The sequence below is a fragment of the Acinetobacter sp. 25-47-130 genome (genome assembly GCF_056779705.1).
Genome location: NZ_JBWYII010000002.1, coordinates 330,584 through 346,744, shown reverse-complemented (window position 1 = coordinate 346,744; position 16,161 = coordinate 330,584). Strand labels below are relative to the sequence as shown.

Sequence of the window (16,161 nt, the reverse complement as noted above, 5' to 3'; positions counted from 1 at the left end):
TTGCTAATACCATGCAAAAAATCAGAATAATTTTGAAAAAGTCTTGTGCTAAGATTTGAACAAGGCCAATAGAACTATTCAATAAATATGACCACTAACGCTTTTGATTTCGGTCTGCTCATTGAAGCAGAACAACTTGTTCCTCATTTAGGAAGTGAAAAGTTACGTATTGTTGATTTGACCCGAAGTTCGGTCTATGAGCAATTACATATTCCGCATGCTATACATCTGAAGCCAAAATTTTTAGTGCGCCAAGAGGAACAAACTACGGGTTTATTGCCTGATGATGAAGGGCTTCAGCAGCTAGTCGAGATATTAAACATATCACCTGAGCATCATGTCGTGGTCTATGATGATGAAGGTGGGGCATGGGCTGGTCGACTGATCTGGAATCTACACTGTATGGGTTTTTATAACACCAGTTTATTAAATGGTGGTATTCATGCATGGTTAGGCGCCAACTATCCTACTTCTTCAGAAGTTGAAGAGGTTCAGCCAGTCACATGTCTTTTTCAAGTTAAGACATCCAATGTTGATCAACACCGTATTGATTATTCAACTTTAATAAAAAAAATTGAAAATAAAACTTGCCAAGTATGGGACTGCCGAACGGCTGAGGAGTATACCGGGCAACGTCTCGCGGCACGTCGTGGTGGACATATTCCAACGGCTAGACATTTTGAGTGGAGTACTGCACTTAATCGTCAAAATCATTTAAAATTGCACCCCTTAGAACGCACGCAACAACGTTTAGAACAATTGGGCTTTCAATTTGATCAGCCAGTCGTCGTATATTGTCAGTCTCATCACCGTTCAGGTTTAGCTTACATTATTGGTCGATTACTGGGTTGGGATATCCAAGCTTATGATGGTGCGTGGAGCGAGTGGGGCAACCGCCTCGACAGTCCAATCATTACTGGAGAGTCACCTGAGTGAGTCTGACAAATTTAAAAAAGAAACTATTTATTCAAGCGCAGCAAATCGTCCCGCAACAAAAACTCAGCCGTTTGGTGGGTAAAGTCGCAGCTAGTGAAAACCCAGTATTAAAGAATGTTGTCATTCAAGCATTTAAAGCAAAATATGGCATTGATATGTCAATTGCTGAGCAACAAAATGCCTTGAAATTTAAATCCTTTAATGAGTTTTTCACTCGCTCTTTGAAAACAGGCGTTCGTTCAATTGATCCTAATCCTAAAAGTGTCGTGTCACCTGCAGACGGTGCAATTTCACAATTAGGTAAAATCAATGAGGGCGATATTTTTCAGGCAAAAGGTCAAAGCTTTTCAGTTGAAAAGTTAATTGGTGATCCTCAATTGGCAGCACCATTCAAAAATGGTGAATTTGCAACAGTGTACTTATCACCGCGTGATTATCATCGTGTGCATATGCCTTATTCTGGTACATTGACTGAAACTTTATATATTCCAGGTGAATTATTTTCAGTCAACCAAACTACAGCTGAAAATATTCCGGGTTTGTTTGCACGTAATGAACGAATGGTATGTTTATTCGATACTGATATTGGTCGTATGGCTGTTGTTTTAGTTGGCGCAATGATTGTTGCTGGAATTGAAACTGTTGCGACAGGTAAAGTAAAACCAACAGGTCGCTTAGAGCTGAACCATCATGCGATGAAACTTGAAAAAGGTGATGAGCTCGGACGTTTTTATTTGGGTTCAACGGCTGTAGTTTTGTTTGAGAAAGATAAAATGCAATGGGACCAAGCATTTAAGGCGAACTCAACTGTAGTAATGGGTGAAGCGTTGGGTCATCTTATTTGAGTATATCTTTTGAATAAGAAAAGCGCCTAAGGCGCTTTTTTTTATTCGTGCATTTTATACAAGCGTTCTTTGGGAAACACGGCAATAAATGTAGAGCCTTCGTTTTCTTTCGACTCGATTTCAATATGTGCGCCATGTTGCATAAGTACGTGCTTAACGATGGCAAGGCCTAAACCAGTACCACCTGTTTGACGACTGCGTGCACTATCCACACGATAAAAACGCTCAGTTAAACGCGGTAAGTGTTTTGGATCAATTCCAATACCAGTATCCTGAACAGAAAAATAGCCACGTTCTCCATCATCATGCCAGCCGATGGTGATGGTGCCACCTTTCGGGGTGTACTTTATGGCATTGGTAATTAAGTTGCTAAATGCACTCGCCAATTCCATATCTGAACCAATTAAGTCACAGTGGCTGTCTATATCAAGGTTAAGTGTATGACCATAATCAATATTGTAAGCTTGCGCATCATCAAACAGATGGTTCATTAAACTTGGCATTTCGATAATTTGATTTTTCGCAATTTGTTTTTCATTTTCTAAACGAGACAAAAGCAAAAGATCATTGACCAATGCATTCATGCGTTTAGTTTGCGATTGCATTTGTTCAAAGGCACGTTTCCAACGCGGATTGATATCTTCTTGATCTGTGAATGTTTCGATATACCCACTTAACACTGTGAGTGGTGTTCTTAATTCATGTGAAATATTGTCAACAAAATCTGAACGCATTTGCTCGAGATTTTTCATACGCGTAATGTCGTGCGCAACTAAGAGGCGACTTTCATTGCCAAAGCGAGTCAGTTTGATTTGCGCGTACTTATTATCATGGTTCACCAATTTAATTTTTACACCATCTGGTGCTTGATGGGTATTATGAAAATATTCAATAAAATCTGGCTGGCGAATAATCGTGAGCAGGTTGCGGCCACGATCAACAGCTTGAATGCCAAATAATTTTTCCGCAGCAGGATTCCACCATTCGATTTGATGGGAATCATCCGTAAGAATAATCGCTTCTGATAAAGCCACGAGAGAAGATTGAGTTCGATCGATCAGTCCAACCATTTCAGACTGAACAATACGTTCTTGGCGTTGAGCCCGATATACATTGAACAGTAATGCCCCCCAGATTCCATTTAAATTTGGTGGTACATCGTAAGGACGATTCGAAATCCAATCATTGACTAAATATAATGAGCGTAATTGGATACCAAAAAATATGAGACAGGCAATGCCTAAGCATATCCAAAGATAGCCAATCCCTAACCCGATACAGCCCGCAATAATCAGTAGAAATACCAGTAAACGTAAGTCTTGCTTGGCAAAAGTCCATAAACTGCTATATAGAAACTTTTGATGTTCACGTGCCAATTCTGGGACGGGGTAGGGTTCGTACATAAAATCTAAATTAACCTAAAGCAACATCAGCTCGTGTTGAAAAACGATAGCCAGTACCACGCACAGTTTGAACATAACGGTCTGCACCATAAGGTTCGAGCACCTTACGTAAGCGACGGATATGGACGTCGATGGTTCTGTCTTCAATATACACATTTCCACCCCATACCTGATCAAGTAATTGAGCACGGGTATAGGCACGTTCTGGATGAGTCATAAAGAATGCCAATAGACGATATTCTGTTGGCCCCATATCAAGAATATTTTGATTATAGCTGACACGTTGGCTTACTGGGTCAAGAATTAAGCCATTTGCATCAATGGTTTTTTCGCCATTTAACGCATTTGCACGTCTTAACACCGCTTTAATACGGGATACCAACTCACGTGTTGAAAATGGTTTTGTCATATAGTCATCTGCTCCAGCATCAAGACCTTGAACTTTATGGTCTTCTTCGCCACGCGCAGTCAACATAATGACTGGAATTTCTGAAAGTGTTTCATCACGCTTAAGGCGACGACACAAATCTACGCCACTCACGCCACCCGGTAACATCCAGTCGAGTAGGATAAGCGCTGGACGTTGATCAACAATCATTTGATGTGCTTGTTTCGCATCTTCTGCTTCCAAGCATTGAAAGCCTGCCATATCTAAAGAAGTATGGATCATTTCCCGAATTGGGAGCTCGTCGTCGACAATTAAAATGTAGTCATCTTTCACAACGCAATATCCTATGATGAACGGTGAACCGTTTTATATTTATGACAGGCTTATTACAAAGATTAATTATGACAGTATCATTGCAAGATGGAAATCGAAGTTAAATATAGCAATGTTTTGTGACAATTAGGCTGATATTTTGTCTCATTGATATTTATTAATCTGAAATTAAATCAATATCTTAAATTTACTTACGATTTGTCACAATTTCTTCATCTTAATTTGATGCTACTTTTTCATTAGATCATTCAATAGGGCGAGAAAAACGGTTTTACATGCCTGAACGACCTCAGCACGTGGAAGTTTAAAACCACCTACTACCCAGCGAACAGCAACTTGAGTGACATAGCCATTTAGACCAGTTGCAATCAAGGAGATCTCTTTTTCAGTGAGATGGGTATGTGGCATCATTAATGTGACAAAGGCATGAATCATTCGGTCGAAACGGCCCATTGTTTCTTGAATGGTTGCATGATTATGAAGTTCTTGGACGAGCATTGCATCAATATAAATAATCCGAGCGGTACGCGGATCATCTTCTAAAAAACTAAAGAACGCATTTAGACCTGCATCAATCATGTTTAGAGGCTCAGGAGAGGCTTTCATAATAGCTTGCATTAATGTTTGTTGAAGCTTCTCAATCAGTTCTAAAAAGATCGTTTGGAATAAGTTTTCACTTTTCTTAAAAGATTCATAAAAGTAACGTTCAGTTAATTTCGCTTGTGTGCAAATATCTTTAACGGTTACTGAGAAAAAACCATGAGTTCCATATGCTTCAATACCCGCTTCAATAAGTTTCTCACGGCGTGCTTGTTTGCGTTCAGTTAAGGACATCCCTTTAAATTGACGTTCTTTTGCGGGAGGCTTTTCAATCGCTTGCTCGTGTTCTGATGGAGTGAGGTTCTCTGGGTTCATAGCAATTCGAGTCTTTTTATAAAAGTGTTATGCTGCGGTCAGTATAGAGTACTGAGCAGCTAAAGATACTAAATTGGCCTATAGTAACAATAAAAATGGTCGATAGTTACATTGACAATAATAATTGTCAAAATTATAGTGAACATGAATGACCCAGATCAACGCTGTGGTGCATAAAAATCAAAAAAAGGATTCACAATGAAAAATTTTAAAAACAAAGTGGCTGCAATCACAGGTGCAGGTTCTGGTATTGGTCAACAACTTGCGGTGTTACTGGCCAAGCAAGGTTGTCATTTGTCTTTAAGTGACGTAAATGAAAAGGGCTTAGCAGAAACAGTTGAACTGACGAAGAATGCAAATGTACGAGTCACAACCAAGAAAGTAGATGTTGCGAATCGTGACGAAGTTAAAGCATGGGCGGCTGAAACTGTACAGAATCATGGTTCAGTGAACATGATTTTCAACAATGCTGGGGTGGCATTGGGTTCGACCGTTGAAGGCGCAACATACGAAGAGTTGGAATGGATTGTTAACATTAACTTCTGGGGTGTCGTGTACGGCACCAAAGAATTCTTACCATATATTAAGAAAACAGGTGATGGACACATTATCAACATTTCAAGTTTATTCGGTTTAACTGCGCAACCAACTCAGTCTGCGTATAATGCAACTAAATTTGCTGTACGTGGTTTCACTGAATCTCTTCGTCAAGAGCTAGATATTGAAAATGTGGGTGTGAGCGCGCTTTGCGTACATCCAGGTGGCATTCGTACCAATATTGCGAAAGCTGCAAAAATGAATGACAGTTTAAAATCTTTGGGCATGAATCCACAGAAATCTGCACAGACATTTGATAAATTATTACGTTGTCCACCTGAAGAAGCAGCGCGTCAAATTCTAGAAGCAGTGCAAAAAGATCGCCGTCGTTTACTGATTGGTAACGATGCGAAAGTGATTGATTTAATGCAACGTGTGATGCCAACGGGCTATCAAAAAGTGACTGCATTTGCGACTAAAATGAGTAAACGTTTCGATTCTAAATAATCGTTAAAAAAACCCGCGTCATGCGGGTTTTTTATTTTCTTGATTTCTAATTTAAATCAGTACTTGAACAGTTTTCTTTTTCCAAACAAATTGATAATACAAACCTTGCATCACACATAAGCAAACGAAAGCCAAAGCATAAGCGTACCAGATTCCCGCCAGCCCCCACCATGCGCTAAATAGATAAGCTGCTGGGAGTTCTATACAGAGTATGGCTACAATATTGATGATCATTGGCATAGTCACAGTGCCACTTGCACGCATAATTGAGGCGAAAATAGCACTCGCGCCAAAAAATAAAATTGACCACAGCACAATAAACAATAATTGTTGCCCGAGTATCACGACTTTTTCATCTGTAATAAATAATGCCATGAGATATTTTGAGAACAAATAAGCCAAGATTACGAGCCCGCCTGTAAAGACAAAATTCATCCCCAGTGCTGTTTTAGTTACACGTGATAAAGAATCCGCTTTACCTGCACCGATCGCTTGAGCCCCAAAAATAGAGGCAGCAATTGCGATAGACAGAGCAGGGAATTGGATGTAGTTCAAAACCTGATTAACTGCGCCATAAGCAGCTGTTGCTTCTGAACCATAGCGATTGACCAAGCCGACAATGACTAATCCTGCCACAGAGGTCGTGACCATTTGAATGCCTGTAGGAACGCCAAGTCTGAGAATAATTTTGCTCAGTTCAGGATTGTGGCGTACATGTTTACACATTGCTAAATCTGGACGTAATGGATGATTTTTTTTATTTAAATAAACGTACAGAAAAATAAGCACGGCCAGATAACCCACAATCGTGGCGATGGCAGGTGCAATGATACCCAATTGAGGAAATCCAAAATATCCAGCGATGAGAACAGGGGTAATAAAGAGCCCAATTAAACTGGTCATTCCCAAAGCGATGAGAGGTGTAATGCTATCACCGACACCACGTAAGATAGAGGTATAAATAATATAAATAAAAAGGAGTGGGCTACCTGCTAACATCCATTGAACATAAGGCAAAGATAAATGCATGACACTTGGGTCTGTGCCCAAGGCCTCAAGAATGTGGCGTGCAGATAGAACACCTAAAATGGCAATAATCGTCCCGCCGATCAATGTCATAAAAATAGTAGAGCCGACAACCGCTCTTACTTTTTCTAAATTTTGTGCTCCCCACGCTTGACCAACCAATACCGTCGAGCCAGCCGAAAGCCCAATTACGAAAGCCAAGAGACAGAACAAAATAGGGAAGAAGACTGAAACAGCAGCGATTGCTTGGACGCCCATCATTTGCCCGACGAAGATCGTATTAATTGTGCCTGATAAATTTTGCAGGATATTGGTTGCAATCAGCGGAACTAAAAAAACTAAAAAAACTTTCCAGAAACCAGGTTCATCAATCGGCCGTAAGGTTCTCGCCATATATAAGTCTTATCCATTATTGTTTTCTATATCAACGGATTGACCTTAACACCTTATCATTCAAATTGCTTTAGTAATAAAGTAATCCGTCTCGTCTCTTTTCGTTATTGTGATTGAACCTTCGTTAAAATTTCTCCTGCAAGATGCAAGGTTTCCTCTCGTTTTGCAAAACAGACCCGAATGAGCTTCAGATCTTGAGGTGGCTGTTGATAAAACACTGATATAGGAATCGCTACCAGTTTGTGTTGTTCTGCAAGATATTGGCACATTTCTATATCTGTGAGCTCAGGTCTTAGTGTACTGAAATCTAAGTTTTGAAAATAAGTTCCTGGTGACGGCAGATATTGAAATTTTGAATGTTGAATTCCATGGATGAATAAGTCACGTTTAGCTTGATAAAAATTGGGGAGATCTAAAATATGTTCAGGATGTTGTTCGATGAATTGATTAAGCGCGATTTGAATCGGATGGACACCACAGAAATTGGCAAATTGATAAATTTGACGAAATACTTTCATCAGTGCCTGAGGTGCAACGCAATATCCAGTTTTCCAACCAGTAACATGAAACGTTTTTCCGAATGAACCAATCACAAAACTACGATCTCGAAGTTCAGGAAAACTAAGCGCAGAATAATGTTGTTGACCATCAAACACTAAATGTTCATAGACCTCGTCAGATAGTACACAAATGTTTTTATCCTGAATCAACTCGATCAGTTGTTGCCAATCTTGCTTGGACCAAATTGCACCTGAGGGATTATGTGGTGTATTTACAATGATTAATCGCGTTCGTTCATTTATTCGATCTTTCACCACATTCCAGTCAACATGGAAGTCTGGATGTACCAAGTTGATATGGATCGCTTGCGCCCCAGCGAGTTTCACTGCAGGTGCATAACTATCATAAGCAGGATCGAAAATAATTACTTCATCTCCAGCATTTACAACAGCTTGAATCGCACACAAAATTGCAGTCGTTGCACCAGGTGTAATGGTGATTTCGCTGATCGGGTCTAAATCGACTTGGTCTCGTTGGCAGAATTGGGCTGCAATTTTTTGTCTTAAACTCAGCAGACCGTCACCAGGTGGATATTGGTTATAGCCTTGTTGTGTGGCTTGAGCTAAAGCTGCAATTAATTCAGGAGGAGGTGGAAAATCAGGAAAACCTTGAGAAAGATTTAACGCGTTCAACTTTTGGGCGAGTGCTGACATCACGCTAAAAATAGTGACACCTAAGTCTGGTAATTTAGATTCAATTTTAATCATGTTGGATAGTAATATTTAGCCCGTTTCTTCGTAGTTTAGCAGTTGAAATGCCTGCACTAAATACAAATATCTGCGACATATTCGTTTTAATTTTCATAAGATTCTAATGATCTTCAATTAAGTTTAAAACCTTAGATGATCTATGTGATCTCATGTTAAAAATGATTGATCTGACTTTGCATTATTTCATTTTTTAACCAATTTAAAAAAATAATCTTCCGAGGATCTTCAATAAATCTAGTATGGGACAGTAGATAATAGGCAGAACCATCCTGAAGAATTGGTGTTATTTTTTTTACAGACTTGAGCTCTAATTCTTTTTCAATCATGTAGATAGAAATGATCGTCTTTCCTAGGCCAGCCAAGCAGCCTTCTAAACATAAGTAAAAATGCTCTAATTCTATTTTGGAATGTTTCTTCAAAATATCTTTGAGTTCATCCAATTGGTGTAATTTTTTTGAAAAATAAGGGCGTGATTTAGAAATTAACAATTCTTTGGTTTTAGGGTGGTGAGATGCTTGGACTGCCACAATATATTCATCGCCAATTTTCTCACTAAACAGATGCGATCCCCATTCAAAATCATTTCTTCGTATTGCGATATCGATATTATCTTTTTCAAAGTCGACTACACCACCACCTGTGAGCAAAACCACTTCAAAATCATGTCCAAGTTTTTTAAATTCAACAAGTCGTGGAATTAACCACTTCATCGAAATGGTTGGTTCACAGGACAGTACCAATTGTTTGTTTTCAGTTTTATTTTGAGTTAGTCCAATTAAACAATCATCCAATTGATTGAAAATATTCTGAGCGCAATGAAAAAGAGTTTCTCCTTCTTTGGTGAGTATCAAGGTTTTATTTCGTCGTTCAAATAATGTGATATTTAATATTTCTTCGAGATTGTAAATTTGCTTACTGACGGCACTTTGCGTAACAAATAATTTCTTTGCTGCAATCGTGACACTGCTGTATTTAGCGACAAAATAAAAAAACTTCAGTGAATTCAAAGATATTTTTTCTATCATTCCAAAAACTCATATATTTTTAGTCGATTTTATTGATTTTATTTTTTTAACTTTTGTTCAAAATGAAGATTACCAACAGCAAAATTGATCTAATACAATGGAAAATATATTAAAATTCAGTCCATTTAACAAGCAGCATCTCGATGAATACACATATTCAAAAGAGATAATCAAAAAGGGTTATGCGTTTATTGATTTAAATACATTCCAAGAAATACAGAAAAATAATAATTTTCACGATGTTAATGAGCAAGATGTCAGTGATTTTATAGACAGTTGGAACGCTCTAGATTTAGATCAATTTATGTCGGATAAAGGTAAATATCGAACAAGAAAACATGCAACTTTTACTATTAATGATAAGCATAAAATTTTACTGAAAAATTCTTATATTCCTCATTTTCAGACGATTGAATACAACACTTTGAATGGTGGAATTGCGAGATATTTTTCAGAGATTAATAAAAATACAATTGAAAATCCAATTTTTAGAAATTTACTACAACTCGCATATCTCACCTTTTCAGAAATTGAAACTGAAAATTGGTTTATCGAAGCGCATCAATTTCGCATTGAAGCAAAATTTGACGATAGTGGTAAGCCAACCCCTGAAGGGATACATCGCGATGGTGTGGATTTCGTTTTAATGGCCATGATCAACCGTCAAAATGTTCAAGGTGGAATGACCCGAATTTATGACTTGAATAAGAATTTGAAAGCAGAATTTATGCTCGAAAATTTTTTAGATATCGCACTTGTGGATGATCATCAGGTCTATCACAGCGTAACGGAAATCAAAGTCAATGATTTTACGTTGGGTGATACTGGATTAAGAGATGTATTAGTGATCACGTTTAAAAAGGCATAATGAATGGGTGAGTTTATAGCAGTTATTCTCATCACCATACTCGCTGTTGTGAGTCCTGGTGCTGATTTTGCTATCGTGACAAAAAACAGTTACTTATATGGTAGAAGGATAGGTGTTCTCACTTCACTGGGAATTTCTTTAGGTGTGTTGATTCATGTGACTTATACGCTTATTGCTGTCGCATTTGTCATGGCGTATACACCTCAAATTCTAAATATTGTGAAGTATATTGGAGCCATCTATCTCATCTATATCGGTTATAAAACTTTTGTACAAAGTCCGGTTGTCGAGATGTCATCAACTGCTGCAATTAATCCTTTTCAAGCAGTGAAATATGGCTTTTTCACCAATGCACTTAATCCTAAAACGACTTTATTTGTGATTAGTACATACACTCAGATCATCAGTGTGAGTACGCCGAAAGCGATTCTGGTCGGTTATGGGCTATTTATGTCTTTTGCTCATTTTTTATGGTTTGGATTGGTGGCTTTGCTTTTTTCATCGATTGTTTTAAGACAGAAAATGTTAGCTAAGCAAGTACAGATTAACCGAGTGATTGGAACTGTATTATGTCTGCTAGGGATAGCACTTCTGTTTGCTAAATTTCAATAATAGGGTAGCAATATGAAAAAGATGGCTTTTATCGATATGGAAGGTGTTCTTGTCCCTGAAATATGGAAACACTTTTCAAATGTATACAATATCCCAGAGTTGGCGATTACAACTCGAGAAGTCGCAGACTATAAGTCTCTGATGGAATTTAGAATTAATTTACTGAAAGAAAATAAAATTCCTTTAAAACAATTAATCGATGACATTAAAGAACTGGATGTCATTCCAGATGCTAAGGAGTTTTTAGAATATTTGCAAAAGGCTGAAAATTTTGAAGTTAACATTATTTCAGATTGCTTTTATGAGTTTTTATTTCCCTTTTTTGAAAAATTAAATCTTCCTGTTAAAAATACATATTGTCATCACTTAGAAATTGGACCAGATGGATTTATAGAAAATGTTCTGTATACACGAGATAAAGGGAAACATGAAATTATTGTAAAGTTCCAAAAAGAAAACGTTTCAATGACCAATAGTATTGCGATCGGTGATGCATTCAATGATTTTTCGATGTTGCATTTAGTTGATTATGGTTTTTTATTTCAACCCTCAGAAGACGTGAGAAAGAACTCCCCAGCTTATTTTTGTAAAGTAGACTCTTATCAAGATATTATTTCACATTTAAATCGTAAAAAAATTATGTAACCTTATAATATTATTATGGTTTATATAAGATGAAGCAGATAGGAATGACTCTAGTGATAGCTTAGTTATTTAAATGGATTAAGAATAATAAATACAGCCCATTCATGCAGAAATGGGCTTTTTGATGACGTCAATTCACAATGAATTCAATTTTAGTCAGCGACCAAATTTAAATTTCATTTCTAAGTTAAATCAAAAATTCAACTGCTGCTCGGATGATCCCTAACACTAAACCGATAAATGCACCAACGACAACACCGTTGACGCGAATCATATGTAAGTCACCACCGACTTCATTTTCAATTTTATCGATCATTTCTCGTGAGTCCCATTCGTGAATGCGTTCACTGATAAATAAAATGACTTTTTCGCTGTATTGATCACTGAGATTGACTGCCATTGAACTCATTTTTTCATTTAATAATTGGCGTAATGCAGGATTGGAAATGATGTTTTGACCGACTTGTTGAATCGCAACACGTAAATTTTCAGCTATACCTGAATCTGCTTTCTCCAAATCTTCACGAATGGCATTGCACAGAATGACGACGGCACCAGTAATAAAATTTAAAACTTGAGGACTATCTAACAATGCATTTTTAGTTTCATTTAATTTAAGACTCGCCTGACTTTCAGGATTTGCCAGTTCAGTCATTAAATGCTGTGCAATACTCTCAATTTTTTGACGCCATGGATGCTCTGGATCTGCCAACATTGACTCGACACGCTCTATTAAAGAGTCAATCGTTCTTTGTTGAACATCGATACCGATCCAACTTGCGCCTTTGGCTAAACGCCACACTCCGAGTTCTTTAAATAGGGTGCGGGTTAGCTCCCGAGTTTGTTCAGGATGTGAAGTCACCCAACCGTGCGCAACATCGAGACCACGTTGTAAAACATCTTGGTGGAAGTCATTTTCTAATACGGCACGCATCATTTCACTGGCCAGGGTATTGATTTGAGTGTTCTTTACCCATTGCACACTGTTAGTTTGAATAAACCTACCGACTTGTTCTTGTCCAACAAACTCAAAAACTTTAGGCACTGTCTGTTGAATCACTTGAGTCACTTGACGATTGTTATCTGGATTGGCTAGCCATTGTCCTACTGCCAAACTCACATCTGTTTGACTCAAGCTTTTTGCCACAATCTGTGGCGATAGGAAGTTTTCTTGAACAAAACGTCCCATGGATTCTGCAATACGCGCTTTGTTACGTGGAATAATTTCGGTGTGATCTTTTAAAAACTTAGGAATAGGGATACGGCCGAATGGGTTCCGAAACAAAACCGTAATGGCATACCAATCTGCTAAACCACCAACCACACCTGCTTCAGCAGACAACATTAAAATATGAATAAGCCAAACATATTCTGGAAAAATTTTGGCAGCCACCATGAGCGATATCCAAGCCAATACAGCGACAACCAGTGCGATCATGGCAAACCGTTTGCTTCGATCCAGACTAGGGGTAGTCATTGTTGGTGATACACTCATGCATAATTCCTATGTAAGCTGTTGTATTAATATTATTTTATTGTGATTGAGAAGGCTGTGTTTGTACAGGCAGTATGTCGCCTGTAGCACTTAAACCATATTTAGACCCTAAGGCCTGTAAAATTAAACGTGCATCAAAAGCATCTTGAGGTGCTGTTTTTTGATCTTTAAAACAGGTGATGGTATAGGCTACTTGAACTGGCTCTAAACTGACCACCTGTGGCACATCATAAAAAGGATCAAAGAACATAGGATGTCTACGATATCCATAACCATACGGGTAAGGATTGGAATAAACCACAGCTTGACGAGGTGGTTGTTGTGTGCGATTGCTTGGATCATCTTGGACTTTAAAAAAATGAAAGCCCTGTTTGACTGTTGTTTGTGCAGCTTTAAGTAAGGTTATTTCTTCAGCTGTACCATAGCTCATGTTAGATGAGCCTTGAAAACTAATACGATACGTTGATTGGTTCAAGGGAATAGTTGCGAATTGCCCAAGCTGATCAAATGTACGCGGTTTACTTGGCGTCGTGACACAACCAGACAGCAGGAGCATGCCAGATAATCCCAAAATCATGCATAAGTTTTTCATTTCGCTCTCCTGAAGTCTGTTGTGTCAATATCAATTTAGAAGCTACTGTTTGGCTGTTTTAAGAATTCTATTTCCTCAGGCGTAGAGAGACGATTTAAAATTTCATTACGATGAGGATAGCGGCCGAAACGTTCAATGATGACTTGATGCTTTTTCTCAAAGTCTAAATTTACAGGGTTGCCTAATGCCTCAAACAAACGAAGCGCTTGAGTGTGAATGATTTTTGATTCGCTATGCATGAAAGGCATATATAAGAAGCTACGTTGTTCAGGTTCCAGTTCGAGATCTAAACCAAGACGAACCGCTTCTTGAGCTAGCCCAAGTGCTAATGGATCTTGGGCAAAAGATTCAGCTTTGCCACGATAAACATTACGAGAAAATTGATCCAAGACAATGATTTCTGCTAAGCGTCCTAAAGCAGTTTCCCGCCATGTCCATAGTTCGCCTGCGGCAGCTTGTTGGATGGTGTGACCAAATTGCGCTTGAATAAGTTGATCGAAAGCATCGCTTTTCGCAAACCAATGTGGTTGAGTTTCAGCACTGAACCAAAAATCTATAACGTTGTGATAATTCATATTCTTTACAGTTTGTTAGCATTTATTCTGCAATAAAATCACAAATTTCAGATGTCTTAAAGACTAAGATTGTGTTAAAAATTTGCCAAAATAAAAGGTTTATCCAACTGAAATGTATATGCAAACTGCATTTGGGAATATAAATCACGGTATACTTGATATAAATCAATAATTTTTTATCTCAGTCGTTCTTCTAGATAAGCGAGTAAGTAATGAGTCAACCCGAAGCGCTCTCTGAAACAATTTTACCAAATTGGGTGGATTCGTCGGTGTTTAAAGGTATGTTACGAGGCATTGAGCGCGAAAGCTTAAGGATGCAAAGTGATGGCTTTATCTCCCAGAAAGATCATCCTAAGGGTTTAGGCTCTGCGTTAACTCATCCTCATATTACGACAGATTATTCTGAAGCCTTACTTGAGTTTATTACGCCTCCTCAATCTTCAATTCCTGAAGCATTAAGCTACTTAGAAGATATTCATGCTTTCACTCATCGACATCTAGAAGATGGTGAAAAGCTATGGCCAATGTCGATGCCATGTATGTTGGATGATGAAGAAGAAAGTATTCGTCTTGCGCAATATGGCTCGTCCAATATTGGTAAATTCAAAACCTTATACCGTCGTGGTTTAGGTGTACGTTATGGTCGTCGTATGCAGACGATTTCAGGTGTACATTACAATGTTTCATTCCCTGATGCGTTGTTTGAGCAGTTGCAAGCAAACGAGCAAGATGAAGCTTTAAAACAGCTCAGTTTGCAGGATTATCGCAGCCATCGATATTTCGCTTTAATTCGAAATTTCATTCGTTTAACCCCATTGGTTATGTTTTTGATAGGTGCAAGCCCATCGGTCTGTCGTTGTTTTATGACGGGTCGTGAACATCATTTATTGCCTTTAATTAAGGGAACATTGTATTTGCCATATGCCACTGCATTGCGTATGGGGCGCTTTGGATATCAAAACTCAGCGCAGAAAGAGTTAGGTATTCATTACAATGATTTGAAAGGATATTTAGCAGGCTTACAAAAGGCGGTGAAAACGTCTTATGCTGCTTTCAGTCGTTTGGGATTAGATGACGAAGCGGGCGAACCGATCCAAATTAATGATCACGTACTGCAAATTGAAAATGAGTACTACAGTCTTGTACGCCCTAAACAAGTACCACAGTCTGGTGAAACACCATCTGATGCATTAGCAAACCGTGGTGTAGGGTATGTAGAATTGCGCGCAGTAGATGTGAATCCATACAGCCCTATTGGTATTAATGAAGATACTGCAGGCTTCTTAGAGGTATTAGCGCTTTATTGTTTATTAAAAGACAGTCCTGAGCTGCTAGATGATGAACTTGAAGTGATTGAACAAAACCAGCAAGAAGTTGTGAATCGTGGACGTGCGCCAAATGCTGCCATTGTTGAAAATGGTCAATCAATTGAAATTGAGACATGGGCAAATCAATATCTCAAACAGATGCAGCCTTTAGCAGAAACGTTAGATCAAGTTCACTTGACCTCGTTGTATTCTGATGCAATGCAAATCATGCAATCACGTGTAGATGAGGTGGATGAAACCTTCTCTGCGAAAATAGTAGAAGATACTGTAAAACATAGTGGTACTTGGAGCTTAGGCAGTGTGCTCGCGCATCAACATGCTGATCATTATCAAAATTATGTGTTATCTCAGGATAAAGTCACCTATTTTGAACAACTCACAGTGCAATCACTTGAACAGCAACAACAGTTGGAAGCAGAGTGTAGTCTAAGCTTTAAAGAATATTTAAAAGCATATCGATAAAAATA

16 protein-coding genes are annotated in these 16,161 nt (G+C 38.3%); 7 read left to right on the top strand and 9 right to left on the bottom strand.

Translation table 11 applies throughout. The annotated features are described in order from the left end of the window. The first annotated feature begins 87 nt into the window (after positions 1 to 87). Both AC1M83_RS05375 and asd read left to right on the top strand, forming a co-directional pair. The gene (locus tag AC1M83_RS05375) at positions 88 to 936 is read left to right on the top strand and encodes a sulfurtransferase (protein ID WP_481590171.1); all 849 of its coding nucleotides are present in this window, start codon (positions 88 to 90) and stop codon (positions 934 to 936) included. Then, positions 933 to 1,781: an archaetidylserine decarboxylase gene (gene asd, locus AC1M83_RS05370; RefSeq protein WP_035264801.1), complete on the top strand. Its 849-nt coding sequence runs from the start codon at positions 933 to 935 to the stop codon at positions 1,779 to 1,781. Before AC1M83_RS05375 ends, asd begins: the two co-directional genes overlap by 4 nt. Positions 1,782 to 1,822: 41 nt before the next feature. Here the strand turns inward: asd and phoR are convergent, their stop codons facing one another. The 3 genes from phoR to AC1M83_RS05355 all read right to left on the bottom strand — a co-directional run bounded on the left by phoR (position 1,823) and on the right by AC1M83_RS05355 (position 4,820). After that, complete coding sequence (phoR, locus tag AC1M83_RS05365) at positions 1,823 to 3,184, bottom strand: phosphate regulon sensor histidine kinase PhoR (protein WP_035264800.1); 1,362 nt, start codon at positions 3,182 to 3,184, stop codon at positions 1,823 to 1,825. A 10-nt stretch (positions 3,185 to 3,194) separates the two neighbouring features. After that, complete coding sequence (phoB, locus tag AC1M83_RS05360) at positions 3,195 to 3,905, bottom strand: phosphate regulon transcriptional regulator PhoB (protein WP_035264799.1); 711 nt, start codon at positions 3,903 to 3,905, stop codon at positions 3,195 to 3,197. A 228-nt stretch (positions 3,906 to 4,133) separates the two neighbouring features. After that, a complete protein-coding gene (locus AC1M83_RS05355) occupies positions 4,134 to 4,820 on the bottom strand; it encodes a TetR/AcrR family transcriptional regulator (RefSeq protein WP_035264798.1) in 687 nt (228 codons plus the stop codon). 198 nt (positions 4,821 to 5,018) lie between these two features. On the opposite strand from AC1M83_RS05355, the gene AC1M83_RS05350 reads away from it, so the two are divergent. Further along, complete coding sequence (locus AC1M83_RS05350; RefSeq protein WP_035264797.1) at positions 5,019 to 5,864, top strand: SDR family NAD(P)-dependent oxidoreductase; 846 nt, start codon at positions 5,019 to 5,021, stop codon at positions 5,862 to 5,864. A gap of 51 nt (positions 5,865 to 5,915) precedes the next feature. On the opposite strand, the gene AC1M83_RS05345 is transcribed toward AC1M83_RS05350, so the two are convergent. The 3 genes from AC1M83_RS05345 to AC1M83_RS05335 form a co-directional block, all read right to left on the bottom strand. Continuing rightward, complete coding sequence (locus AC1M83_RS05345; protein ID WP_092766554.1) at positions 5,916 to 7,283, bottom strand: MATE family efflux transporter; 1,368 nt, start codon at positions 7,281 to 7,283, stop codon at positions 5,916 to 5,918. A gap of 104 nt (positions 7,284 to 7,387) precedes the next feature. Further along, the gene (locus AC1M83_RS05340; RefSeq protein WP_481590170.1) at positions 7,388 to 8,551 is read right to left on the bottom strand and encodes a methionine aminotransferase; all 1,164 of its coding nucleotides are present in this window, start codon (positions 8,549 to 8,551) and stop codon (positions 7,388 to 7,390) included. 155 nt (positions 8,552 to 8,706) lie between these two features. Next, positions 8,707 to 9,579: a LysR family transcriptional regulator gene (locus tag AC1M83_RS05335; RefSeq protein WP_481590169.1), complete on the bottom strand. Its 873-nt coding sequence runs from the start codon at positions 9,577 to 9,579 to the stop codon at positions 8,707 to 8,709. Positions 9,580 to 9,676: 97 nt separating this feature from the next. Here AC1M83_RS05335 and AC1M83_RS05330 point away from each other — a divergent pair, with 97 nt between their 5' ends. The 3 genes from AC1M83_RS05330 to thrH are packed head-to-tail and all read left to right on the top strand — an operon-like array spanning position 9,677 to position 11,704. Then, positions 9,677 to 10,447 carry a 2OG-Fe dioxygenase family protein gene (locus tag AC1M83_RS05330; RefSeq protein ID WP_481590168.1) on the top strand — a complete coding sequence of 257 codons (771 nt, stop codon included), beginning with the start codon at positions 9,677 to 9,679 and terminating at the stop codon, positions 10,445 to 10,447. 3 nt (positions 10,448 to 10,450) lie between these two features. Beyond that, entirely contained in the window at positions 10,451 to 11,059 is a 609-nt protein-coding gene (locus tag AC1M83_RS05325; protein WP_481590167.1) for a LysE family translocator, read from the top strand. 12 nt (positions 11,060 to 11,071) lie between these two features. Further along, positions 11,072 to 11,704 carry a bifunctional phosphoserine phosphatase/homoserine phosphotransferase ThrH gene (gene thrH, locus AC1M83_RS05320; protein WP_092766549.1) on the top strand — a complete coding sequence of 211 codons (633 nt, stop codon included), beginning with the start codon at positions 11,072 to 11,074 and terminating at the stop codon, positions 11,702 to 11,704. A 187-nt stretch (positions 11,705 to 11,891) separates the two neighbouring features. Here the strand turns inward: thrH and AC1M83_RS05315 are convergent, their stop codons facing one another. From AC1M83_RS05315 to AC1M83_RS05305, 3 genes are read right to left on the bottom strand one after another with little or no spacing between them, the layout of a single operon-like run. Then, positions 11,892 to 13,199 carry a DUF445 domain-containing protein gene (locus AC1M83_RS05315; protein WP_481590166.1) on the bottom strand — a complete coding sequence of 436 codons (1,308 nt, stop codon included), beginning with the start codon at positions 13,197 to 13,199 and terminating at the stop codon, positions 11,892 to 11,894. 37 nt (positions 13,200 to 13,236) lie between these two features. Further along, entirely contained in the window at positions 13,237 to 13,791 is a 555-nt protein-coding gene (locus AC1M83_RS05310; RefSeq protein ID WP_180028385.1) for a CC0125/CC1285 family lipoprotein, read from the bottom strand. A 35-nt stretch (positions 13,792 to 13,826) separates the two neighbouring features. After that, positions 13,827 to 14,366 (bottom strand): DUF924 family protein, encoded by a 540-nt coding sequence (locus tag AC1M83_RS05305; protein ID WP_035264779.1) that lies wholly within the window; start codon positions 14,364 to 14,366, stop codon positions 13,827 to 13,829. A gap of 212 nt (positions 14,367 to 14,578) precedes the next feature. On the opposite strand from AC1M83_RS05305, the gene gshA reads away from it, so the two are divergent. Next, the gene (gene gshA / locus AC1M83_RS05300; protein ID WP_180028387.1) at positions 14,579 to 16,156 is read left to right on the top strand and encodes a glutamate--cysteine ligase; all 1,578 of its coding nucleotides are present in this window, start codon (positions 14,579 to 14,581) and stop codon (positions 16,154 to 16,156) included. Positions 16,157 to 16,161: the final 5 nt, after the last annotated feature.

Coding starts and splice junctions, on each gene's coding strand:
- AC1M83_RS05375 (WP_481590171.1), top strand. CDS start 88: ATGACCACTAACGCTTTTGATTTCGGTCTGCTCATTGAAGCAGAACAA.
- phoR (WP_035264800.1), bottom strand. CDS start 3,184: ATGTACGAACCCTACCCCGTCCCAGAATTGGCACGTGAACATCAAAAG.
- AC1M83_RS05355 (WP_035264798.1), bottom strand. CDS start 4,820: ATGAACCCAGAGAACCTCACTCCATCAGAACACGAGCAAGCGATTGAA.
- AC1M83_RS05350 (WP_035264797.1), top strand. CDS start 5,019: ATGAAAAATTTTAAAAACAAAGTGGCTGCAATCACAGGTGCAGGTTCT.
- AC1M83_RS05345 (WP_092766554.1), bottom strand. CDS start 7,283: ATGGCGAGAACCTTACGGCCGATTGATGAACCTGGTTTCTGGAAAGTT.
- AC1M83_RS05340 (WP_481590170.1), bottom strand. CDS start 8,551: ATGATTAAAATTGAATCTAAATTACCAGACTTAGGTGTCACTATTTTT.
- AC1M83_RS05335 (WP_481590169.1), bottom strand. CDS start 9,579: ATGATAGAAAAAATATCTTTGAATTCACTGAAGTTTTTTTATTTTGTC.
- AC1M83_RS05330 (WP_481590168.1), top strand. CDS start 9,677: ATGGAAAATATATTAAAATTCAGTCCATTTAACAAGCAGCATCTCGAT.
- AC1M83_RS05325 (WP_481590167.1), top strand. CDS start 10,451: ATGGGTGAGTTTATAGCAGTTATTCTCATCACCATACTCGCTGTTGTG.
- thrH (WP_092766549.1), top strand. CDS start 11,072: ATGAAAAAGATGGCTTTTATCGATATGGAAGGTGTTCTTGTCCCTGAA.
- AC1M83_RS05315 (WP_481590166.1), bottom strand. CDS start 13,199: ATGAGTGTATCACCAACAATGACTACCCCTAGTCTGGATCGAAGCAAA.
- AC1M83_RS05310 (WP_180028385.1), bottom strand. CDS start 13,791: ATGAAAAACTTATGCATGATTTTGGGATTATCTGGCATGCTCCTGCTG.
- AC1M83_RS05305 (WP_035264779.1), bottom strand. CDS start 14,366: ATGAATTATCACAACGTTATAGATTTTTGGTTCAGTGCTGAAACTCAA.
- gshA (WP_180028387.1), top strand. CDS start 14,579: ATGAGTCAACCCGAAGCGCTCTCTGAAACAATTTTACCAAATTGGGTG.